We start from the raw sequence: 21,032 nt of genomic DNA, 5'->3' as shown, positions 1-21,032 counted from the left end.
CGAAAGGGATGCCCATGCTTGAAAGTTTGCAGTCCACGTTGCGCAGTTGGGTCAACGTGTCGATCGTCGTGGGTGCCCTTGGGTTTCCGGCCTTGGCGTCAGCGCTGGGGCTGGGCGAGATCACGCTCCATTCCGCCCTGAACCAGCCGTTGCGTGCCGATATCGCCCTGGTCGACGTGGCCGGGATCAGTGAAGGTGATCTGTCGGCCAGCCTGGCGAGCCCGGACGATTTCAGTCGTGCGGGCGTGGAACGGGTGTTTTTTCTCAATAATCTGCGTTTTACGCCGTTTTTGCGCGGGGAGCGCAGCTTCATTCGAGTGACCTCCAGCAAACCGGTGGAGGAACCTTTCCTTAATTTCCTGGTGCAGCTTAATCAGCCCAATGGGCGCCTGCTGCGCGAATACACCGTGCTGCTCGACCCTCCGGGCTCACCGGGTATCGTGCCGGAACGTGACGAACCTTCCACGGCTGCGCAGCCTGCGCCGAGCCAGGCCACCCCGGCCATCAAGCCGCCCCCGGCAGTACAGGGCAAGCGCTATACGGTCGTGCAGGGAGACAACCCCTGGATCATTGCCCAGCGCCTGCATGACGCCGGCAGTAACGCGTCGGTCAATGAACTGGTGCAAGGGATCCAGGCCTTGAATCCCGGCAGCGCCCGGCTCTCCATCGGTCAACGCCTGTTGTTGCCCGATTCGGCCGTGCTGCCGACATCGGCTGCAACCACCGCTGGCCAGGCTTCTGCCGCGTCCGATGAGCAGTTGGCCGCCAGCGTGCTGCATAACCAGCAGCAACAAAAGCCCATCGAGGAACTGCAAGCGCGGCTCCAGGCCCAGGATGCGGAACTCGCGGGGCAGCGCCAGCAGATCAGCGAATTGCAGGCCCGGCTGGCCGAGACGGCTCCAGCCCCCGTTGCGTCGGCGCAACCGCAACCGGCGGAGCCTGCGTCGGAGCCGGCCCCGGACGTATCCCCCGTTACCGCACCGGTTGCAGAGCCAGAGGGCATCAATTGGACATGGGTGGTCGGGTGGGTAGCCCTGTTGGGGATGTTGGCGCTGTTACTGTTCATTCGACGGCGCCAGCAGCAGGCCGAGCTGGAGCCAATGGCAGAGCGCCCGGAGCCGATGCTGGAGGCGGGCGACGCAACCTTCGACTCAATCCCCGACACGGAGCCCCCCGAGGCGGCGACAACGTTCAATAACGGCGCTGCGCCCCTGGGTCATGTGCTGGAGGGCGTCGGGAGCTACCTGACCTACGGCCGTTTCACCGAGGCTGCGGGGCTGTTGCGCGCGGCGTTGCTGGCGGAGCCTGAACGCACCGACCTGGGCCTGAAACTGCTGGAGGTCCTGGGCAGGCAGGGCGATGTCATCGGTTTCCAGGCCCAGGAAAATCATTTGCTGGGACAGGGGGTCGATGCCGGGACGCTGGAGGACATTCGTGGGCGTTATCCCAAGGTTGCCGCGATCACCGCACCGATAGTGGCTCCGACAGAACCCCAGGCACCGGCTCCTGAAGTTGAACCTGAGCCTGAACAGGCGCCGCGTGATGAGTTCGAGCTGGACCTGGATGCGCTGTCCATGGAAACCAGTTGGGACCTTGCCGATGATCAGGACACCTCCACCGAAAACAAACCGGTAGCCCCCCTTGCTAACGACCCGACCGAGGGGTTGTCGCTTTCAGGTTTCGACGAACCGGAGCTGCAATGGGAAGCGCCCCTGGAAACCGAGTCGCTGGACGATGCTTTCCTCGATGGTTTTGCCGATGAAGAACAGGCGCTGGAATTTGAGCCTCTGGCCCTCGAACCTGTTTCCCTGGACACCCTGTCCCTCGAACCCCAGCCCCCGGAACATTCGGCCAAGCTGGAACAGGCCCAGAACTGCATCGACGATGGCGACCTGAAGACCGCCGGGACCCTGCTTGAAGAGTTGCTCGAAGAGGGCGACGACCCCCTCAAGGAGACTGCCCGGGTGCTGCTGGCGGGCATTCGTTGAAGTTGTAAATGAATGTCGAGTCAACCGGCCTCTTCGCGTTCAAGCTCGCTCCCACAGGGATCTTGGGTGGAGAGGGATTTCACGTATATCCCGAATCCAGTGGGGGAGCGAGCTTGCTCGCGATAGCGGCCTGTCAGGCGATCAATCCCACCCAGGCAAGCATCTATCCCCTCAAAACGTCTGCCCCAGGTTCAGGTAAACCGCCTGTTCATCGTCGTCGTTGAACCCATAGCTGAAATTCAGTGGCCCCAGCGGCGTATCGAAACCGAGGAAAATGCTCGCGGCATTGATGTAGCCGCTGTCGAATTCGTTGTCGTTGTTCCAGGCCCGGCCGCGCTCCAACGAGCCACCGATGTACAGCGGGAAGTCCAAGGGCAGGTAGGCCCGCGGTGTGAGGCGGCGGTAATACACGGCACGCATCAGGCTCATGTTCTGTCCGGACACTCCATCTTCGCGAAAGCCCGACAATTGCCGCGCGCCACCGAGCACAAAGCTGGACGTCACCACCTCGGCGGTGTCCAGGGTGCGGCCGTAGCGCCCGCCCAGGATGAAGGTGTCCGGGCCGCTGCTCAGGGCCTTGTCCAGTTTGAACTCCCATTGACGGTAACGTTGGTCGGAGCCCAGCCCCGGTTCGTATTGGCGCCAGCTCAGGCCGATGTCTTCCCCTTCATGGGGAAAATACACACTGTCCAGGGAGTCGAACGAATACTTGAGCTCGTAGAAACCCTCGTTGAAATTCTCGCTGGGCTGGTCGTGGTCGCCGATGCGCACATCGGCCTTGCCCCAGGCCTGGCCGACACCGAAGCGAATTTCACCGCTGTTGCCGATCTGGCGCCCCACGTTCAGCCCGAAGCCATAACGCTCGACGCGATACTGGGCCACCGGATCGTTGTCCAGGATGGACTCCACGTTGCGCGATTCGAATTGCCCGTAGGGTGCGATGAAGTAGCGCGAGCCGACATCCAATGGCTGGTAGAACTCGCTGTACAACTCCTGCTTGTCGCCGATCTGCGCCCGGGTCAGCCATTCGGCACCCAGGCGATTGATGCCGTTGACCCGATAACTGGCCCCCAGGTTGAAAGCGCTGTCGCCGCGCATGTCGTCCGACAGGCTCAGCCCCAGCCGCAGATAATCGGTGCCGGTCCGTCGGCCCCGGGCGCTGATTACCAGCGTACGGTCCTGGCCTTTGTGAACCACGCGGTATTGCACCTGCTCGAAGTAATCCAGACCGTACAGCGTACCCATGTCGGTCTGCAGGCGACCCAGGTCCAGCGGCTCGCCAATCTGCTGGCGAATGTAATAGCGGATCACGTCATCGCCGACTTTCGAGTCGTTCTCCACGCGAATGGCGGTAATGACCGGCGTGCGCTCGCTGGGAGTACGCGCAGCCATGAGTTCGGCGTCGGGTGTCTCGGGCGGGCGTAAAGGGGCCAGGCGTGCGTCGAGTATGCGGGTGGCGCGGTAGCCGGCGTCGATCATTTCCTGGGCACGGCCGAAGTCGGTAGAGCCGAAGCTCGCCAGGGCCGGCTGGATCAGTACGTCGTCTTTTTTCAGGGTCGCCAGTTGCTCTTCAGAGTTGCGCCGGGTCATCAGGGTGGTCGATTGGTTCAGCACATCGACCACCGTGACCAGTTGCTTGCGGGTGCGCAGCGGCGTGCCGATGTCGACCACAATGGCCATGTCCACGCCCATTTCCCGGGCCACATCCAACGGGATGTTATCGGCCATGCCACCGTCCACCAGCAGCCGGCCGTCCAGTTCCACCGGGGCGAACACCGCCGGGATCGACATGCTGGCGCGAATGACCTTGGGCAGGTGGCCTTTGCCGAACACCACCTTTTCGCCGGTGGCGATGTCAGTGGCGACGGCGCGAAACGGGATCGGCAGTTTGTCGAAGTCACGCGTATCGCTGGCATGGGCCAGCAGGCTTTCAAGCAGCAGGGCCAGGTTCTGGCCCTGGATCACCCCCAAGGGCAGGCCGAGGCTGCCGTCGTCACGAAAGCTCAGTTTCTGCTTCACGAGAAAATCCCGGTCATCCTGTTTGCGCCGGAACGGCACGTCCTTGCGCGGCGGCGCGTCGGACAAGGCCTGTTGCCAGTCGATGCCCAGGGCGAGTTTTTCCAGTTCGTCGATCTTGTAGCCCGAGGCATACAACCCGCCGATCACCGCGCCCATGCTGGTGCCGGCAATGGCATCGATCTTGATGCCTTGCTCTTCCAAGGCCTTGAGCACACCGATGTGGGCCAGTCCCCGCGCCGCGCCGCCGGACAGTACCAGGCCGATTTTCGGCCGCGGTGCTTCGACAGCCTGGACGAAAGGGGGCAACAGCAGCAGAAGCAGGAGGGGCAGGAGGCGGCGCATCGTCAATCTCGGGGCGGGCGATCAAAGGCGGGTATTATAACGACGCCTTAGCACCCAGGAGTCCACCCGCCATGACCGAACACAAACCGCAAGTCGTCATTACCTATTGCACCCAGTGCCAATGGTTGCTGCGCGCCGCCTGGCTGGCCCAGGAACTGCTCAGCACCTTTGGCGACGACCTGGGCAAAGTGTCCCTGGTGCCAGGCACCGGCGGTGTGTTCCACATCAGCTGTGACGGTACGCAGATCTGGGAGCGCAAGGCCGATGGCGGCTTCCCCGAGGCCAAGGTCCTCAAGCAGCGGGTTCGCGACCGGATCGACCCGGAGCGGGACCTGGGCCACAACGATCGGGTTCAGTGAGACGCGGCTTGGGTCTCCACCCGCGGTTTTTTCGAACCACCCAGTTGGCTTGAGATCACGATGGCCATGATGATCACCACGCCGCCCCGCAACATGCGCAACGTCGGGCGCTCGTCGAACAGCCACCAGGCCATGGCGATGCCGTAGACCGGCTCCATGGCGAAGACCACCGCCGCCGTGCGGGCCTTGATCACGGCCAGGCTGGCGACGAACAGGCTGTGGGCCAGGCCGGTGCAAAACACGCCGAGCAAGCCGATCCATAACCAGTCGATGGGACGAACATCGCTCAATTGCGGTGCGGCCACCGGCAGCAGGCACAACCCGACCACCACGTTCTGGCACAGGGCCGCCTGTACCGGCGGCACATGGGCGGAGCCGGCACGGTTGGTCAATGACAACAGGGAGAACAGCAGCCCCGAGGCCACGGCCCAGAGCAAGCCGGTGGTGGCACCGCTGGCCAGGTCGAAGCTCGGCGTGACCAGCACCAGGCCGACGCTAACCAACACCACCAGCCAGATTTCATTGGCGCGAATCCGCTCGCGGAAGATCAGCCCCTCGAGCAATACCGTGAAGGCCGGGAAGCTGGCGAACCCCAGCGTGGCGATCGCCACGCCGGCCACTTTCACCGCGATGAAGAAGCTCACCCAGTGCCCGGCCAGCAACAGGCCGCCCAGCAGCAATCGCCGACTATCCTGGGCCCGCAGTTTCTGCCAGCGGCTGCGGCTGGCGAACCGGGCAAACACCGCCAGGGCCAGCACGGCGAAGACGGCGCGGCCGAACACGATGACCGCCGGCGAGGCCGCGGCGAGTTTGCCGAAGACACCGGTCAGGCCAAACATGAGTGCGCCAATGTGCAGGGCGCCGAGGGCGGTACGAGGTGTCATTTCGATCCTTTCAACAGATAAGCCAAAACCGACGGACAAACATCAATCCCCTGTAGGAGCTGACTGTAGGAGCTGACGAGTGCAACGAGGCTGCGATCTTTCCCCAGACACTTGAGTCGCAAGCGAAAGATCAAATGAATCTCAAGCGAAAGATCAAAAGATCGCAGCCTCGTTGCGCTCGGCAGCTCCTACACAGCTCCTACAGGCATTTAAGCGTTTGGGAGGGGGTGGCGTCTGTCGCGATCCTAGCGATTTTTAGCGCGAACCTAGCGCTGATGCCGCAGCGTGCCCGGCGTGGCGCCGAATTCCCGCAGCACCGCCGCGGCGAAAGCACTCTGGGAGCTGTAGCCGACCTGATGGGCGATCTCGCCGATGGGCAGGTCCGACTCCCGCAACAACGCCACGGCCTGGTGCAAGCGGCGGCTACGGATGTACGCCATTGGGGTTTGCCCGCACTCGGCGATGAAACGCGCATGCAGGCGGGCGCTGGAAAGGCCGGCGACCCGCGCCAGGTCCGCCACTTGCAGCGGGTAGGCCGCGTTCTGGTCGATGTGGGCGTTGAGCGCGGCGTAGGGCAGGCGCCGGCCACCGAGGGTGTCCTGGTGAACACCATTGAGACTCGCCAAGAGCAGCACCGCGCCTTGCTGGGCGATCACCGGATCGTCCACCGGGCTGCCCGCCAGCCAACTGACCAGTTGGCTTTGCCCAGCGTCCAGGGGCCGACGAGCGCTGTCGTCGAGCAAGCGGCGGCTGGCGTCGGCGTGATCCCCCAGGCATTGTCCGACCCAGTCGTCACTGGGCACATCCAGTACCAGGCAGCGGCTGCCGTGGGGGCTGCCACAGCCATGATGGGCGCCGGCAGGTACCACCACGAAACTTTGTTGCACCACTTGGCTGCCACGACCTTCGACCTCGAAGTCCAGCGCGCCGGACAACCCGAACACCAGCTGCGCGTGGTCGTGGCTGTGGGCGATCAAGTTGTGGCTGTAGTGGCGTAGCGTGAGGATCGGTCGCATCGCGGTCTCCCGTGTCAGGCCGCCAGCATACACCGAGGGGCAACGCCCGGCTCTGTCATGCAATGGACTTGTGTTTGTCATAGGCCATTAGCCGCTGGGGTGCACAGTGGCGAAAACGATCAGAGGGTTGCCCAATGACCAGCGCCGAGCTCGCCAAACCCAGCCGCAAGCAGCGTGTACGCACCCTGTGGATCTCCGATGTGCACCTGGGCACCCGGGACTGCCAGGCCGAGCACCTGTCGCAGTTTCTCAAGGGCTACCACGCCGACAAGATCTACCTGGTGGGGGACATCATCGACGGCTGGAAGCTGCGCGGTGGCATGTATTGGCCCCAGGCCCACACCAACGTCATCCGCCGCTTGCTGACCATGAGCAAGCGCGGTACCGAAGTGATCTACGTCACTGGCAACCATGACGAATTCCTGCGGCGCTATTCGAAGCTGATCCTGGGCAATATCCAGTTGGTGGACGAAGCGGTGCACGTCACCGCCGATGGCCGGCACCTGCTGGTGATCCATGGCGACCAGTTCGATGTCATCACCCGTTATCACCGGTGGCTGGCGTTCCTCGGGGACTCGGCCTACGAATTCACCCTCACGCTGAACCGTTGGCTCAACCACTGGCGGGCCCGTTATGGCTACGGTTACTGGTCGCTGTCGGCGTACCTCAAGCACAAGGTGAAGACGGCCGTCAGCTTTATCAGCGACTTAGAAGACGCCATCGCCCACGAGTGTGTGAAGCGCGAATTGCATGGCGTGGTCTGCGGGCATATCCACCATGCCGAGATGCGGATGGTGGGGGAGGTGGAATACCTCAACTGTGGCGAGTGGGTCGAATCCTGCACGGCGCTGATCGAGCATTGGGATGGAACGATCGAGTTGTATCGGTTGGCGGACGCCCAGGCGCGGGAGGCGTTGATCAAGGCTGAGTTGAAAGTGACTGAGCCTGCCTAGGCCGGCCTGCCTGTTTCGCAAGCCCACATAGTGTTTTTGTGGCGAGGGAGCTTGCTCCCGCTGGCTGCGCAGCAGCCCTGGAAAAGAGGGGCGCTTCGCGCCCAGCGGGAGCAAGCTCCCTCGCCACGGGTTTTCCTGCGTCCGTTGGATTCAGGCTTGCTCCGCCATCGCCGCCTTGTAGATCGATTGCTTCGGCGCGGCAAACAGCCTTTCCAGCATCGGCTCAAAGAAGCTCAACGGCAGTGTGTGGTACTCGGGATCGAACGCCGCTGCGTCGTATTTCGCACAGAAATCAATGGTCGCCTGGTACTGCGGATGTTCGAAAAACTGCTCGCGCAGGTGCCGGTCCATGCCCAGGTGATGGAAGAAGTAATAGCCCTGGAAAATCCCGTGCTTCTCCACCATCCACAAGTTTTCGGCGCTGACGAAGGGCTTGAGGATCGCCGCGGCGATGTCCGGGTGGTTATAGGTGCCGAGGGTGTCGCCGATGTCGTGGAGCAGGGCGCAGACCACGTATTCTTCATCGCGCCCGTCACGGTAGGCACGGGTGGCGGTTTGCAGCGAGTGGGTCAGGCGATCCACCGGGAACCCGCCGAAATCGCCGTCCAGCAGTTTTAAGTGAGTCAGGATCCGGCCCGGCAATTGCCGGGCGTAGGCGCTGAAGTCGGCCGCGATGATCGCCCAATCTTGCGCAGTGCCGTCCTGCATGTGGGTGAAGCGTGCGTGGTTGCTCATCGACACTCCTTATCAGAACGCGACCTTGCCCAGCAGCATGTCGCGGTACATGACGAAATCACCGAATAGGCTGTAGAGCGGATGCTGGAAGGTGGCGGGACGGTTCTTTTCGAAGAAGAAGTGCCCGACCCAGGCGAAGCCGTAGCCGGCCACCGGCAGGGCGAGCCACAGCCACCCGCTACTTGCGACGAGGGCCATGACGAAAATCACGATGACCAGGGAGGTGCCGATGAAATGCAATCGTCGGCAGGTGCTGTTGCTGTGTTCGCTGAGGTAATACGGGTAGAACTCAGCGAAGGTATTGAATCGTTTGGCGTTTTCCACGACGGCTGACTCTGTGGTTATTGTTTTGATATTTAAGTCTAGAGCTATCAATTACAACGGCCAGTGACAATCAGCGCCACTTTAGTATCCTTCGCAAATCCAGCCGTACCCTGCGGCTCGTCATGCAAGTAAAACGTCATGAGCGAACGAACCACTTCTTCAAGCTGGGCGATGGGGATTGTCAAGGCGTTGGAAATGGACGGCCTGGATTGTCGGGCGCTGTTCAATCAATTGGGGCTGGATTTCGATGCGCTGGACGATCCGGATGCACGGTTCCCCCAGGACTCGATGACGCGGCTCTGGCAACGGGCGGTGGAGTTGTCGGGCAACCCGGCCATTGGTTTGAACATGGGCAAGGTGGTGCGCCCGGCCTCGTTCCATGTGGCGGGCTACGCCTTGATGTCCAGTCGCACCCTGGTGGAGGGTTTCCAACGGCTGGTGCGGTACCAGCGGATCATCGCCGACAGCGCCGACTTGAGTTTTCGTCCGTTGGAAGGCGGTTATGGGCTGATCCTGACCGTTCATGGCGACCATCTGCCCCCGACCCGCCAAAGCGCCGAAGCGTCCCTGGCCTGTGCGCTGGCCCTGTGCAGCTGGTTGACCGGGCGCACCCTGCATCCGGTGAAGGTGCTGTTCCAGGGTGCCGAACCCTCGGACCCGGCGCCTTATCACCGAGCTTTTCACGCGCCGTTGGTGTGCGGCGCTCCCTATGACGCGCTGATCTTCGAACGGGCCGACATGGAGGCGCCGCTGCCGACGGCCAATGAAGCCATGGCGCAGCTTCACGATCGGTTTGCCGGGGAATACCTCGCGCGTTTCTCGGAAAGCCGCGTGACCCACAAGGCACGACAAGTCTTGTGTCGGTTGTTGCCCCAGGGGGAACCCAAGCGAGACGTGGTGGCGCAGACGCTGCACCTGTCCCAGCGCACCTTGCAGCGGCGCTTGCAGGAAGAGGGCACCAGTTTCCAGAGCCTGCTCGAAGACACCCGCCGCGAGCTGGCCGAGCAGTACCTGGCACAGCCGGGCATGACGCTGCTGGAAATCGCCTACCTGTTGGGATTTGCCGACCCGAGCAATTTTTTCCGGGCCTTTCGCCGCTGGTTCGACACCACGCCCGGCGAATACCGGGCGCGATTGGCGAGCCAGCCTGAACCGGTCAGTGACGCCAGAACGCCGGGATACACAGCACGAACACGGTGATGATCTCCAGCCGGCCCAGCAGCATGCCCCCCGACAGAATCCACTTGGCGGCGTCCGGCAGCGGTGCGAAGTTGCCGGCCGGCCCGATGGTTTCCCCCAGCCCCGGGCCGACGCCGGACACGGTACTGGCCGCACCGGTCAACGCCGTCATCCATTCCACGCCCAACAGCGACAGCAGCAGGGCGATCACGCAGATCGTGATGGCGAAGAAGAACGAGAACGTCAGGATCGAGCGGACGATTTCCTCGTCAAGGCGATGACCGTTGTATTTTTGCTTGATCACCGCACGGGGATGGATCAGTTGATTAAGGTTGGCCCGCAGCAGGATGTAGGCGACCTGGAAGCGAAAGATCTTGATCCCGCCGGCCGTCGAACCCGAGCAACCGCCGACGAACCCCAGGTAGAAGAACAGCATCAGCGAGAAATTGCCCCACAGGCTGTAGTCGCCCAGGGCGAAGCCGGTGGTGGTAACGATGGACGTCACGTTCAGCGCCACGTGCCGCAGGGCGTCCAGCCAATGCAGGTCGGTGGTCGCCCAATACCAGGTGCCGAGCACCAGCCAGGTCACCAGCAGCACGCCAATGAGCCCCTGGACCTGCTGGTCCTTGATCAACGCCCGGCGATTGCCCCGCAACATCGAGACGTACAGGGCAAACGGCAGGCTGCCGAGGATCATGATGACGATGGCGACCCAGTGCACCGCCGGCTGGGTCCACTTGGCCAGGGACAGGTCCGAGGTGGAGAAGCCGCCGGTGGAAATCGCCGACATCGAATGGTTGATGGCATCGAACAGGCTCATCCCGGCCCACCAGAGCGCCAGGGTGCCAAGAATGGTGATGCCCACGTAGGCCGCCACGATCAACCGCGCCACCATGTGGGAGCGGGGCATGACTTTTTCCGAGCGGTCCGATGACTCGGTCTGGAACAGCCGCATGCCACCGATGCGCAGCAGGGGCAGGATCGCCACCGCCATGCCGATGAAGCCGATCCCGCCGAGCCAGTGCAGCAGCGAGCGCCACATCAGGATGCCCGGCGACATATTGTCCAGGCCGCTCAGGACGGTGGCGCCGGTGGCGGTGATGCCCGACATGCTTTCGAAGAACGAATCCGTATAGCTGATGTGCTGGGTCAGCAGGAACGGCAGCGCAGCGAAGATACACACCACCAGCCAGCTGCTGACGGTCAGCAGGTACATGTCCCGCGGCCGCAGGTGGATGTGTTCCGGGCGCCCTGGAAGCACCAGCGCCAGGCCGGCGAGGAACGTGATCATGCTCGACCAGAGGAACGACGGCAGGTCGCCAGTGCGCTCGAAGATCATCAGCGTGACCATGGGCACGACCATGAAGATCGCCAGGGTGATCAGGAAGATGCCGATGATGAAACCGATGATTCGCAGGGTCGGCAACGCCATGAAGTCCGCTCAGGCTGAAAGGGAAGGGCGCCATTCTACCTGCGGCCAGCGGCCTGTAAACCGGCACTCGGCGGCGCCTGGCTGCCTGGCCACGGAATTTGCGCTAACGGACTCGCCGCACAGCCACTAGAATAGCTGGACATTTTTTCAGGAGGTGGCCGATGCAGGCTCTCGACGCTTTGCTCAACCGTGTTTCCGTCCCGCGCCTGGTGGAGCCGGCACCCACGCCGGAACAGCGCGAGCTCATGTTCGCCGCAGCCATGCGGGCACCGGATCACGGCCAGTTGCGGCCATGGCGCTTCCTGACGGTGGAGGGGCAGGCGCGGCATCGCATGGGCGAACTGCTGGCCGAAGCGGCAAAGTTCAATGACCCACTGGTGCCCGAAGCCGTCGTGGAAAAGGCCCTCAACGGCCCATTGCGCGCGCCCCTGGTCGTGGTGGTGATCGCCCGTTTGCAGGACCATTTCAAGCTCCCGAAATCCGAGCAACTGCTGGCGGCTGGCTGCGCGGCCCATGGCATCCTGCTGGCCGCGTATGCCCAGGGGGTTGGTGGCGTGTGGCGCACCGGCGAACTGGCGTACTCGCCACATGTGGCCCGGGGGCTTGGCCTTGAAGACGGGGAGGAAGTGATCGGTTTCCTCTACCTGGGCACACCGCAGAAAGAAGCACGCACGGCGCCACAGGAAGATGTCGGGCAGTTTGTCCGCGAGTGGACGGGCCAATAACGGCTCAAGGGCGGCGGATGACTTGAGGCTGGTTTGATCCACCGTGGCGAGGGAGCTTGCTCCCGTTGGGCTGTGTAGGAGCTGTCGAGTGCAACGAGGCTGCGATCTTGTCCCAGACAGTTGAGTCTCAAGCGAAAGATCAAGATCAAAAGATCGCAGGCTTCGGCCAGCTCCTACAGGGCCGAGCGGGAGCAAGCTCCCTCGCCACACAATCAACAGCCGACGGTGGTGTTATCTGCACGCATCCGCAATCGCCTCGGCCAGCAAGTCCAGGCGCGTGGCATCGATACCGGCCACGTTGGCCCGGCCGGTGCCGACCATGTAGACGCTGTGGCGTTCGCGCAGGTGCTTGACCTGTTCCGGCGTCAGGCCGGTGTAGGAAAACATCCCGCGTTGCACGCCGATATGGGCGAAGCGCTCCCGCAGACCATGGGGTTCGAGAGCTTCCAGCAAACCGCTGCGCAATTGCGCGATGCGCAGGCGCATGGCCTGGACTTCATCGGCCCACAGGCTTTTGAGTTCCGGGTTGCCGAGGATGGTCGCCACCACGGCTGCGCCATGGTCTGGTGGCGTCGACCACAGGTTCCGGGCGATGTTTGCCAATTGGCTGCGGATATCGATCAGTTTTTCGCCGTCCCGGGCGCAGACGATCAACGCACCCGTACGGTCGCGGTACAGGCCGAAGTTCTTCGAACAGGAGCTGGTGATCAGCACTTCGGGTAACGCTTGGGCAAATAGCCGGACCGCCCAGGCGTCCTGTTCCAAGCCATCGCCGAAGCCCTGGTAGGCGAAGTCGATCAGTGGCAGCAGGTCGCGGCTGCGCACCACTTCCAGCAGCTGCTGCCATTGCCCATGGGACAGGTCGAACCCGGTGGGGTTGTGGCAGCAGGCATGCAGCAAGACCACATCGCCTTTGGGCGCCTGGTTCAGGGTTGCCAGCATCGCCTCGAAATCCAAGCGGTTATCGGCGCCCACATAAGGGTAATGACTGACCTTGACCCCGGCCGTGGCGAAAATGGTCTCGTGGATCGGCCAGGTCGGGTTGCTCAGCCAGACACCACGGCCCGGCAGGCACTGGGCGAGGAAGCCGGCGCTCAGGCGCAGGGCACCGGTGCCGCCGGGTGTCTGGGTGGCGCCGGCGCGCGTTGCGCTGATCAGCGACGAGTCGGCGCCCAGCACCAGCTCATTGATCAACTGGCCGAACGCGGCGTCGCCATGGCCGCCGATGTAGGTCTTGGTGACCTGGCGATCCACCAGTCGCTGCTCGGCCTGTTTCACCGATTGAAGGATCGGCGTCAGGCCTTGGGCATCCTTATAGACGCCCACGCCCAGGTCGAACTTGCTCGGGTTGCTATCCGCCCCGTAGGCCTCCATCAGGCCGAGGATCGGGTCGCCGGGTACCCGGCCGATGGCGTCGAAATGCATTACTTGCGGCCCTCGGCGGTCTTGGCCACGTCATCGGTGCGAGCGGCCATGATGAAGTCGTTGCGGTGCAGGCCCTTGATGGAGTGGCTCCACCAGGTCACGGTGACTTTGCCCCACTCGGTGAGCAGGCCTGGGTGGTGGCCTTCGGCCTCGGAGATCTCGCCAACGGCGTTGGTGAACGCCAGGGCGTGCTTGAAGTTCTTGAACAGGAAAATTTTTTCCAGCTGCATGACGCCGTCGCGCACTTCGATGTTCCAGTCCGGGATCTGTTTGATCAACACTGGCAATTCTTCGTCGCTGACTTGTGGGGCATCGGCGCGGCAGGCTTCGCAGTGGGCTTGGTTCAGAGTGTTCATGGTGTGTTCCTGGATCGAATAGTTAAAAGCGTCGATGCACCCACGCTAAAGCAAAGCCGCGTCGTGCAACAGACTCAATTGGGATTAAAAGACGCGGTTCACGCCGCTTTGGGCGGAAATTTCGGGGCGTGCAAGCCCAATTCCCGACCGCGCTTGACCATGCCCATGATGTCTTCGTGGGCCAGGTCGAACAGGCGCTTGAGCTCGGGCAACACGAAATACACCGGTTGCAGGATGTCGATGCGATACGGCGTGCGCATGGCTTCCAACGGATCGAAGGCCTGGTGCTCGGGCTCGTCGGACAGGCAGTACACGGTTTCCTTGGGCGACGAGAGGATGCCGCCGCCGTAGATGCGCCGGCCCTGCGGGGTCTGCACCAGGCCGAACTCGATGGTCATCCAATACAGGCGCGCCAGGTAGACGCGTTCTTCCTTGGATGCCTGTAGGCCGAGTTTGCCGTAGGTGTGGGTAAATTCGGCAAACCAAGGGTTGGTCAGCAACGGGCAGTGGCCAAAGATCTCGTGGAAAATGTCCGGCTCTTGCAGGTAATCCAGTTCTTCACGGGTACGAATGAAGGTCGCCACCGGAAACTGCTTGCTGGCGAGCAATTCGAAGAAGGTCTGGAAAGGGATCAGCGCCGGCACGCGGGCGACTTGCCAGCCCGTGGTCTCGCCCAGCACTTTGTTGACTTCGTCCAGTTGCGGGATGCGGTCGTGGGGCAGGCCCAGCTTGTCGATGCCGTCCAGGTATTCCTGGCACGCACGGCCTTCAATGACTTTGAGCTGGCGGGTGATCAGCGTGTTCCACACCGCGTGTTCTTCAGCGGTGTAGTGGATAAAACCTTGCGCATCGGGCTCGCGGGCCACGTATTGCGTCTGCTTCATGCTGCTCTCCTGCTGATTTCCCTCTGGGGGAAGATGCGTTTGTTGTTATGTCGAGCGATGCATTAGAGATAACCCGAAGCAGCGGTGTGTGCATCGGCTTGGCAAGGATGGCTTGGGCGAACGACGGGTCGATTCGTAAAGTTTTCGTTACGATTAGGCGGGCGCTATGATCTTTCCGGGATTTTCAGGTGGGAAACGGCCTACATCTGTCACATAATCTTGACGATTATTTGCGTTGCCACGCCGAAAACCTCTGTGGCGAGGGAGCTTGCTCCCGCTGGGGCGCGAAGCGGCCCCTGTTTTGGGTCTGCTGCGCAGCCCAGCGGGAGCAAGCTCCCTCGCCACAGAGGGGCTGGAATGGCGCGTTTTTCTATCTCATATGCACCTGGGTCCTTTCATGCGCATCAAAGTCCATTGCCAGAATCGCATCGGCATCCTCCGGGACATCCTCAACCTGTTGGTGGAGTACGGCATCAACGTCGCCCGGGGCGAGGTCGGTGGCGAGCATGGCAATGCGATCTACCTGCACTGCCCGAACCTGATCAACATTCAGTTCCAGGCGTTGCGTCCGAAATTCGAAGGCATCGCCGGGGTGTTTGGCGTCAAGCGTGTAGGGCTGATGCCCAGCGAACGTCGGCACATGGAGCTCAACGCCTTACTCGGCGCCCTGGAGTTTCCAGTGCTGTCCATCGACATGGGAGGTTCCATCGTCGCGGCCAACCGGGCGGCGGCGCAGTTGCTCGGGGTGCGGGTCGACGAGGTGCCGGGGATTCCCTTGTCACGCTACGCCGAGGATTTCGACTTGCCGGAACTGGTGCGCGCCAACCAGTCGCGCATCAACGGCCTGCGGGTCAAGGTCAAGGGCGACGTGTTCCTGGCCGACATCGCGCCACTGCAATCGGAGCACGACGACAGCGAAGCCAAGGCCGGTGCGGTGTTGACGTTGCATCGGGCCGACCGGGTGGGTGAACGGATCTATAACGTGCGCAAGCAGGAGCTGCGCGGCTTCGACAGTATTTTCCAGAGCTCGAAGGTGATGGCGGCGGTGGTCCGTGAGGCCCGGCGCATGGCACCGCTGGACGCGCCGCTATTAATTGAGGGCGAAACCGGCACGGGCAAGGAACTGCTGGCCCGGGCTTGTCACCTGGCCAGCCCGCGCGGGCAATCACCCTTGATGGCACTCAACTGCGCCGGGCTGCCCGAGTCGATGGCCGAGACCGAGCTGTTCGGCTACGGCCCCGGTGCATTTGAAGGGGCAAGGGCCGAAGGCAAGCTCGGACTGCTGGAACTGACCGCTGGAGGAACGCTGTTCCTCGACGGGGTCGGGGAGATGAGTCCGCGGCTGCAAGTGAAACTGCTGCGCTTTTTGCAGGACGGTTGCTTCCGGCGTGTCGGCAGCGATGAAGAGGTGTACCTGGACGTCAGGGTGATCTGCGCGACCCAGGTGGACTTGTCCGAACTCTGCGCCCGGGGCGAATTCCGTCAGGATTTGTACCACCGCTTGAATGTGCTTTCGCTGCACATCCCACCCCTGCGCGAATGCCTCGATGGCCTGGAGCCACTGGTGGAGCATTTCCTCGACCAGGCCAGCCGCCAGATCGGCTGTGCGCTGCCCAAGCTGGCGCCGGCGGCCATGGACCGCCTCAGTCATTACCATTGGCCGGGCAACGTCCGGCAGTTGGAAAACGTGCTGTTCCAGGCGGTTTCCCTGTGCGACGGCGGAAAGGTGAAAGCCGAGCACATCCGCCTGCCGGACTACGGCGTGCGCCAGCCCCTTGGCGATTTCTCCCTTGAGGGGGGCTTGGACGAGATCGTGGGGCGTTTCGAGAAAGCGGTGCTGGAGCGCTTGTATTCCGAACATCCCAGCAGCCGGCAACTGGGCAAGCGGCTGGGGGTTTCCCATACGACCATTGCCAATAAGTTGCGGGGGTATGAAGTGGGCAAGACCGAGCCTTAGCGGGGGCGCGTTTTTTCCTGGTATGGGATTTGCTACATCGGGGCTGTCCCCCGCTTATTCAAAGTAGGTGGCGTTTTTTTGACAGGGCTGAGGCCTTGTTTCGGCTGCATACGTGAGGCTCAGGATGAAAAAAAAAATAGCTGTGGTGCAGTCGAACTACATCCCTTGGAAGGGGTATTTCGATCTGATCCGCAGCGTCGATGCGTTCATCCTGTACGACGATGTCCAGTACACCCGGAGTGACTGGCGCAACCGCAACAAGATCAAGACTGCCCAGGGTGAGCATTGGCTCAGTATTCCAGTCAAGAAGAAGGGCCGTCTCGGACAGTTGATCAATGAAGTCCAGATCACCAGTCCGGATTGGGCCGCCGCGCACTGGAAGACGATCGAGCAGAGCTACCGGCGCGCACCGTGCTTCGCCCAGATGGAAGCGCCGATTCGCGCGCTCTACGAGCAGGCAGCCGACGTCACCCAGCTGACTCGCATCAACCACCTGTTTATCGCGGGCTTGTGTCCCCTGCTGGGCATCCATACGCCGCTTCACCGTTCCGAGGATCTGGGTGGCGTAGAGGGCAAGAATGACCGCCTGATCCACCTCTGCCAGGCCCTCGGGGCCTACGAATACCTCTCTGGCCCCGCCGCCAGTGACTACCTCGACGAAGCGGCGTTCGCCGCCTACGGGATCGCGGTGTCGTACATGAGCTATGCCGGCTATCCCGAGTATCCGCAGGTGTACGGCGAGTTCCAGCAGGCGGTCAGCGGCATCGACCTGTTGTTCAACACCGGCACGGATGCATCGGCTTTTCTGGAAAAAAGGGCTGCCTGAGCGGGCCTTGCCAGTGACACCCTTTTTGACTTGATTCTGGAGATCGCACCCGATGTCGAACCTTGCGCAGCTGGACGCTCATTCGCTTGAACAGGCGTTGGCGCGTCTACGGCTGATGTATGCCAAACCCGAGCATCCGTACTACTTCCTGGCGCCTGCTTACCGTGAATCGTCGTCGGGCGTCGTCTCGCTGCACTACCTCTGTCATATGCTCAACCTCAGTGGTCGTGAGGCCTATATCTGCGGCACCGAAGTGGTCAATCCAAACCTCAAGACGCCGGTGATCAATTCCGCGATCAAACAGCGTCATATAGCAGCGGGCAAGGTGCCGATCGCGGTTTATCCCGAGGTATTCCCCGGCAATCCGCTCAACTGTGCGGTCGTGGCGCGTTTTCTCCTGAATTTCGAGGGGTTCCTCACGGGGAAAGGCATGGACGCCGCGCCCACCGATTTGTTGTTCTATTACGCCGCCCGGCTTGCCGAGCACCGTGGTGACCTTGACGGCGACCTGTTGTGCCTGCCGGCGATCGATATCGAAATGTTCTCGACGGTGGGCGCCGCGGCTGTGCGTAAAGGCAGCTATCTCTACCAGAACCGCCACCCATTGGACCAGATCGACTACTCGCTACTGCCAGCGGATGTGCGCCTGCTGAGCATGGCCAATCCCTTGTCCTTGCCTGAGCTGGCCGAGCTGCTGCGCAATGCCGAGGTGATGTACAGCTATGAGTGGTCGATGACCTGCGTCATGGCAGTGCTGTGTGGCTGCCCGGTGATCTTCATTCCAGGACATGGCGTCGACCAACCACTGCTCGACACCAGTTTCTTCGGCAGTGTCGGCTTTGCCATGCTCGATCAGCCGGATCCGTTGGAACATGCGCGGGCAAGCCTTGGTGACGTCCTGCAACGTTACGTTGAGCGCACTGCGTCTTTCTGGCAGCAACTGGACGTGTTTATTGCGAAAACCCAGGCGTCTGCCGCTCGAGAGGCGGTTGGCAATCGTCTGGGTGCGCTCGACTGGTTGCGCCAACGTTACCCGACGGCGCAGCAATTGCGTCAGATCGAAGAGCGGTTGGCGAGCGTGGCTGCACCCAGTTTCACTGTCCTGGTCCGCGATGACGGCAATCAGTTGGCGCTGGCTCACACCCTGGACAGCCTGGATCGACAGTTGTATCAGCGAATCCATGTGTGCGTGATGGGGGCTGCTGACCCGGGGCGAGCCAACGTTCAATGGTTGGCGTGTGATCCCAAGCAACCGGCAGCCGCGATCAATGGCTTGCTCGAGGGCGTCCAGAGCGATTGGTTCATGCTGGTGGAGGCGGGGGAGGAGTTCATCGCCGCAGGGTTGCTGGTGACGGCTCTGAATCTGCTTGATGCGCCCGACGGGTGCCTGGCGGTCTACGCCGACGAGGCGCAGCGTACGGGCGGTGTGATCGACCTCTCGTTGCGACCCGACCTGAATCTGGATTTGTTGTTGGCGTTTCCGGCCAGTCATTCCCGTCACTGGCTGTACCGTCGTGAGGCGCTGGTGCGCTTGAGCGGTTTTGATAATGGCTGCGGTGATGCCTTTGAATTGGCCTACCAGCTGCGCTTGATCGGCGAGCAGGGCGTGGCGAGCGTCGGTCATGTCAACGAACCCCTGTTGATCGCCAACGAGGTGCGGCAGTCGGAATGCGCGGACGAGCGTGCGGTCATCGATGCACACCTGCAAGCACGTGGTTACGCTCAGGCGCGAGCGATTGCACTGGAGCCGGGCCGCTATCGTATCGACTACGGTCATGAGCGGCAGGCCTCGGTCAGTATTCTGATTTACCTGGAAGGACAGTTGGCGAATTTCCAGCGTTGCCTGGAAAGCCTGCTGACACAGACCCGTGCGGTGGACTTCGAGGTCTTGTTGGTTGAACCGGGCAACGACGAGCCCGCATTGCTGGAGTGGCTGGGACTGGTCGAGGACATGGGCGAAGGCCGGTTCCAGGTGTTGCGGTTCATGCCCGGGCAGTCGCGTGCCGCCATGTGTAATGCGGCGGCTCAAGAGGCGCGCGGCGAGTACCTGCTCTGGCTCGATGCGCAAAGCGTTGTGCTTGAGCCTGAATGGCTGCAAGCGTTGCTTAATCACGCCCAGCGTCCGGAAGTGGGCGCCGTGGGAGGCAAGTTGCAGGATAGCCAAGGCCGCATACGCCAGGCGAGCCTTGTGTTGGGACAGGGTGGAGTCGTCGGTCGGGCGTTTGAGGGCCTGTCATCCCAGTCGACGGGTTACATGGGGCGGCTTGGGCTTGAGCAGAACTGCTCCGCAGTGGGCGGTGAATGCCTGATGCTGCGGCGGGAGCTGTTTCTCCAAGCCGATGGTTTCGACACCGACCCGTTGCTGGCGCCCTGGACCGATGTCGATCTGTGTCTGAAGCTGCAGCAGGCCGGTTACCTGAACGTCTGGACGCCTCACGCGCGGCTGTTGGTCAACCCGGCGCCAGTTACCCGTGCAAGTAGCGAACAGGAGGATGCCTTGTTCGCGCGCTGGTTGCCGCAATTGGCCCGCGACCCGGCCTACAATGCCAACCTTTCGCTGCGCGCCGGCGAAGGGTTTGTCCGGGAAAACAAGGACCTGTGCTGGTATCCCCTGCAAGGCAGCGTGCCAAGGGTGCTGGTTTTTGTCACCGAGCAGCGGGCAGGGGCCTATTCGCGACTGGTCCAGCCGTTCAGCACGTTGCTTGAAGCGGGGCAAATCGAAGGCGCGGCGGTATCGAGCCTGCTGTCGCCGGTGGAGATCGAGCGCCTGGCGCCGACGACCATCGTGTTGCAACGCCCCCTGGATGACGCCGGGCTGCTAACCCTGAGCCGCCTGAGGGCGTTTTCCAAAGCCTTCACCGTCTACGATCTGGACGGTTACTTGCCGCAGATGGAGTTGAAGGGCGACTTCGCTGCCGATGAGCTGCTGGAGCGTCTGCGGTTTGGCATGCTGCAGGCCGATCGGGTGCTGGTCCCCACGCCGGCGCTGGCCGAACTGTTGCAGGGCCAGCACGACGATATCCGCGTGCTGGAAACCCTGCTGCCGGCCGCCTGGGGGCGTGTACAAAGCAAGCGAGGCATGGGGTCCAAGCCTCGCCTGGGCTGGCTGGGCGGCATGGATAGTCAATTGCTGGCGGACGTGCTGCCCGCGTTCGCTGGCGAAGTGGACTGGGTGGTGCTGGGCGACTGCCCCGCGTCACTGCAGCCATTTCTGAAGGAGCTGCACCCAGCGGTCGCGCAGCAGCAGTTGGCTGGCGCCATGGCAGCCTTGAATCTGGATCTTGCACTGGTACCCATGGCTGAAACCCTGGGCAATGCCTGCTCCGGTGACCTGCGTGTCCTGCAGCATGCCGCGTGCGGCCATCCGGTCATTTGCAGTCGGGTGCCGGGTTTTGTCGGCGGCGAGGTATTGCCGTTGTCCCGGGTCAGTAACGAGGCGCAAGACTGGATCCGGGTGATTCGCTTGCACTTGGAAGACCGTGAGGCTTCCGTGACGCTGGGGGACGCCTTGCAGTCTACGGTGCGGGCGCAGTGGCTGCTCGAAGGCGAGCGCCTGGATGCCTGGCGACGGGCCTGGTTGGCCGATTGATCCGTACTAATTATTACTTTGGCCGCCCAGCGGAGTGCA

Annotated in this window: 17 protein-coding genes; 8 read left to right on the top strand and 9 right to left on the bottom strand. The window is 62.4% G+C overall.

The window, feature by feature from the left end; genetic code table 11:
• Nucleotides 1-14: 14 nt before the first annotated feature.
• Entirely contained in the window at nucleotides 15-1,988 is a 1,974-nt protein-coding gene (locus HGO40_RS04080) for a FimV/HubP family polar landmark protein (protein WP_250961979.1), read from the top strand.
• Nucleotides 1,989-2,159: 171 nt separating this feature from the next.
• On the opposite strand, the gene HGO40_RS04075 is transcribed toward HGO40_RS04080, so the two are convergent.
• Nucleotides 2,160-4,349 (bottom strand): patatin-like phospholipase family protein, encoded by a 2,190-nt coding sequence (locus HGO40_RS04075; RefSeq protein ID WP_250961978.1) that lies wholly within the window; start codon nucleotides 4,347-4,349, stop codon nucleotides 2,160-2,162.
• Between the two features lie 71 nt (nucleotides 4,350-4,420).
• Between HGO40_RS04075 and HGO40_RS04070 the strand changes: the two genes are divergently transcribed.
• On the top strand, nucleotides 4,421-4,708 hold the full coding sequence (locus tag HGO40_RS04070; protein WP_250961977.1) for an Rdx family protein: 288 nt from the start codon (nucleotides 4,421-4,423) through the stop codon (nucleotides 4,706-4,708).
• Here HGO40_RS04070 and HGO40_RS04065 read toward each other — a convergent pair.
• Nucleotides 4,702-5,592 carry a DMT family transporter gene (locus tag HGO40_RS04065; protein ID WP_250961976.1) on the bottom strand — a complete coding sequence of 297 codons (891 nt, stop codon included), beginning with the start codon at nucleotides 5,590-5,592 and terminating at the stop codon, nucleotides 4,702-4,704. The two genes, HGO40_RS04070 and HGO40_RS04065, sit on opposite strands and share 7 nt — an antisense overlap.
• Before the next feature lie 266 nt (nucleotides 5,593-5,858).
• Nucleotides 5,859-6,608: a helix-turn-helix transcriptional regulator gene (locus HGO40_RS04060; RefSeq protein WP_250961975.1), complete on the bottom strand. Its 750-nt coding sequence runs from the start codon at nucleotides 6,606-6,608 to the stop codon at nucleotides 5,859-5,861.
• 134 nt (nucleotides 6,609-6,742) lie between these two features.
• Here HGO40_RS04060 and HGO40_RS04055 point away from each other — a divergent pair, with 134 nt between their 5' ends.
• Entirely contained in the window at nucleotides 6,743-7,561 is an 819-nt protein-coding gene (locus HGO40_RS04055; protein ID WP_250961974.1) for a UDP-2,3-diacylglucosamine diphosphatase, read from the top strand.
• A 150-nt stretch (nucleotides 7,562-7,711) separates the two neighbouring features.
• On the opposite strand, the gene HGO40_RS04050 is transcribed toward HGO40_RS04055, so the two are convergent.
• Both HGO40_RS04050 and HGO40_RS04045 read right to left on the bottom strand, forming a co-directional pair.
• On the bottom strand, nucleotides 7,712-8,296 hold the full coding sequence (locus tag HGO40_RS04050) for an HD domain-containing protein (protein WP_250961973.1): 585 nt from the start codon (nucleotides 8,294-8,296) through the stop codon (nucleotides 7,712-7,714).
• Nucleotides 8,297-8,308: 12 nt separating this feature from the next.
• Nucleotides 8,309-8,620, bottom strand: a complete 312-nt coding sequence (locus tag HGO40_RS04045; RefSeq protein WP_250961972.1) for an Mpo1-like protein — start codon at nucleotides 8,618-8,620, stop codon at nucleotides 8,309-8,311.
• Nucleotides 8,621-8,758: 138 nt separating this feature from the next.
• On the opposite strand from HGO40_RS04045, the gene HGO40_RS04040 reads away from it, so the two are divergent.
• Complete coding sequence (locus tag HGO40_RS04040; protein WP_250961971.1) at nucleotides 8,759-9,820, top strand: AraC family transcriptional regulator; 1,062 nt, start codon at nucleotides 8,759-8,761, stop codon at nucleotides 9,818-9,820.
• On the opposite strand, the gene HGO40_RS04035 is transcribed toward HGO40_RS04040, so the two are convergent.
• Nucleotides 9,777-11,231, bottom strand: coding sequence for a TrkH family potassium uptake protein (locus HGO40_RS04035; protein WP_186704637.1), 1,455 nt, complete (start codon nucleotides 11,229-11,231; stop codon nucleotides 9,777-9,779). The two genes, HGO40_RS04040 and HGO40_RS04035, sit on opposite strands and share 44 nt — an antisense overlap.
• Nucleotides 11,232-11,392: 161 nt before the next feature.
• Here HGO40_RS04035 and HGO40_RS04030 point away from each other — a divergent pair, with 161 nt between their 5' ends.
• Nucleotides 11,393-11,956, top strand: coding sequence for an NAD(P)H nitroreductase (locus tag HGO40_RS04030; protein ID WP_250961970.1), 564 nt, complete (start codon nucleotides 11,393-11,395; stop codon nucleotides 11,954-11,956).
• A 231-nt stretch (nucleotides 11,957-12,187) separates the two neighbouring features.
• Here the strand turns inward: HGO40_RS04030 and HGO40_RS04025 are convergent, their stop codons facing one another.
• The 3 genes from HGO40_RS04025 to phhA form a co-directional block, all read right to left on the bottom strand.
• On the bottom strand, nucleotides 12,188-13,381 hold the full coding sequence (locus tag HGO40_RS04025; protein WP_250961969.1) for an amino acid aminotransferase: 1,194 nt from the start codon (nucleotides 13,379-13,381) through the stop codon (nucleotides 12,188-12,190).
• Nucleotides 13,381-13,737: a 4a-hydroxytetrahydrobiopterin dehydratase gene (locus HGO40_RS04020; RefSeq protein ID WP_057448534.1), complete on the bottom strand. Its 357-nt coding sequence runs from the start codon at nucleotides 13,735-13,737 to the stop codon at nucleotides 13,381-13,383. The genes HGO40_RS04025 and HGO40_RS04020 overlap by 1 nt, the downstream gene beginning before the upstream one ends.
• Nucleotides 13,738-13,835: 98 nt before the next feature.
• The gene (gene phhA / locus HGO40_RS04015) at nucleotides 13,836-14,621 is read right to left on the bottom strand and encodes a phenylalanine 4-monooxygenase (RefSeq protein WP_186704640.1); all 786 of its coding nucleotides are present in this window, start codon (nucleotides 14,619-14,621) and stop codon (nucleotides 13,836-13,838) included.
• Between the two features lie 397 nt (nucleotides 14,622-15,018).
• On the opposite strand from phhA, the gene HGO40_RS04010 reads away from it, so the two are divergent.
• The 3 genes from HGO40_RS04010 to HGO40_RS04000 all read left to right on the top strand — a co-directional run bounded on the left by HGO40_RS04010 (nucleotide 15,019) and on the right by HGO40_RS04000 (nucleotide 20,993).
• Nucleotides 15,019-16,578 carry a sigma-54-dependent transcriptional regulator gene (locus HGO40_RS04010; RefSeq protein ID WP_250961968.1) on the top strand — a complete coding sequence of 520 codons (1,560 nt, stop codon included), beginning with the start codon at nucleotides 15,019-15,021 and terminating at the stop codon, nucleotides 16,576-16,578.
• Between the two features lie 124 nt (nucleotides 16,579-16,702).
• Entirely contained in the window at nucleotides 16,703-17,404 is a 702-nt protein-coding gene (locus HGO40_RS04005; RefSeq protein WP_250961967.1) for a WbqC family protein, read from the top strand.
• A 52-nt stretch (nucleotides 17,405-17,456) separates the two neighbouring features.
• Nucleotides 17,457-20,993 (top strand): glycosyltransferase, encoded by a 3,537-nt coding sequence (locus HGO40_RS04000; RefSeq protein WP_250961966.1) that lies wholly within the window; start codon nucleotides 17,457-17,459, stop codon nucleotides 20,991-20,993.
• Nucleotides 20,994-21,032: the final 39 nt, after the last annotated feature.

The organism is Pseudomonas sp. CG7 (genome assembly GCF_023701885.1).
Taxonomy (GTDB): Bacteria; Pseudomonadota; Gammaproteobacteria; order Pseudomonadales; family Pseudomonadaceae; genus Aquipseudomonas; species Aquipseudomonas zanjanensis.
The sequence above is the reverse complement of the archived record's forward strand: the minus strand, read 5'-3'. Positions and strand labels throughout refer to the sequence as shown.

Excerpts from the sequence above, each read along its gene's own strand:
- HGO40_RS04080 (WP_250961979.1), top strand. The coding sequence starts at position 15 with ATGCTTGAAAGTTTGCAGTCCACGTTGCGCAGTTGGGTCAACGTGTCG.
- HGO40_RS04075 (WP_250961978.1), bottom strand. The coding sequence starts at position 4,349 with ATGCGCCGCCTCCTGCCCCTCCTGCTTCTGCTGCTGTTGCCCCCTTTC.
- HGO40_RS04070 (WP_250961977.1), top strand. The coding sequence starts at position 4,421 with ATGACCGAACACAAACCGCAAGTCGTCATTACCTATTGCACCCAGTGC.
- HGO40_RS04065 (WP_250961976.1), bottom strand. The coding sequence starts at position 5,592 with ATGACACCTCGTACCGCCCTCGGCGCCCTGCACATTGGCGCACTCATG.
- HGO40_RS04060 (WP_250961975.1), bottom strand. The coding sequence starts at position 6,608 with ATGCGACCGATCCTCACGCTACGCCACTACAGCCACAACTTGATCGCC.
- HGO40_RS04055 (WP_250961974.1), top strand. The coding sequence starts at position 6,743 with ATGACCAGCGCCGAGCTCGCCAAACCCAGCCGCAAGCAGCGTGTACGC.
- HGO40_RS04050 (WP_250961973.1), bottom strand. The coding sequence starts at position 8,296 with ATGAGCAACCACGCACGCTTCACCCACATGCAGGACGGCACTGCGCAA.
- HGO40_RS04040 (WP_250961971.1), top strand. The coding sequence starts at position 8,759 with ATGAGCGAACGAACCACTTCTTCAAGCTGGGCGATGGGGATTGTCAAG.
- HGO40_RS04035 (WP_186704637.1), bottom strand. The coding sequence starts at position 11,231 with ATGGCGTTGCCGACCCTGCGAATCATCGGTTTCATCATCGGCATCTTC.
- HGO40_RS04030 (WP_250961970.1), top strand. The coding sequence starts at position 11,393 with ATGCAGGCTCTCGACGCTTTGCTCAACCGTGTTTCCGTCCCGCGCCTG.
- HGO40_RS04025 (WP_250961969.1), bottom strand. The coding sequence starts at position 13,381 with ATGCATTTCGACGCCATCGGCCGGGTACCCGGCGACCCGATCCTCGGC.
- HGO40_RS04020 (WP_057448534.1), bottom strand. The coding sequence starts at position 13,737 with ATGAACACTCTGAACCAAGCCCACTGCGAAGCCTGCCGCGCCGATGCC.
- phhA (WP_186704640.1), bottom strand. The coding sequence starts at position 14,621 with ATGAAGCAGACGCAATACGTGGCCCGCGAGCCCGATGCGCAAGGTTTT.
- HGO40_RS04010 (WP_250961968.1), top strand. The coding sequence starts at position 15,019 with ATGCGCATCAAAGTCCATTGCCAGAATCGCATCGGCATCCTCCGGGAC.
- HGO40_RS04005 (WP_250961967.1), top strand. The coding sequence starts at position 16,703 with ATGAAAAAAAAAATAGCTGTGGTGCAGTCGAACTACATCCCTTGGAAG.
- HGO40_RS04000 (WP_250961966.1), top strand. The coding sequence starts at position 17,457 with ATGTCGAACCTTGCGCAGCTGGACGCTCATTCGCTTGAACAGGCGTTG.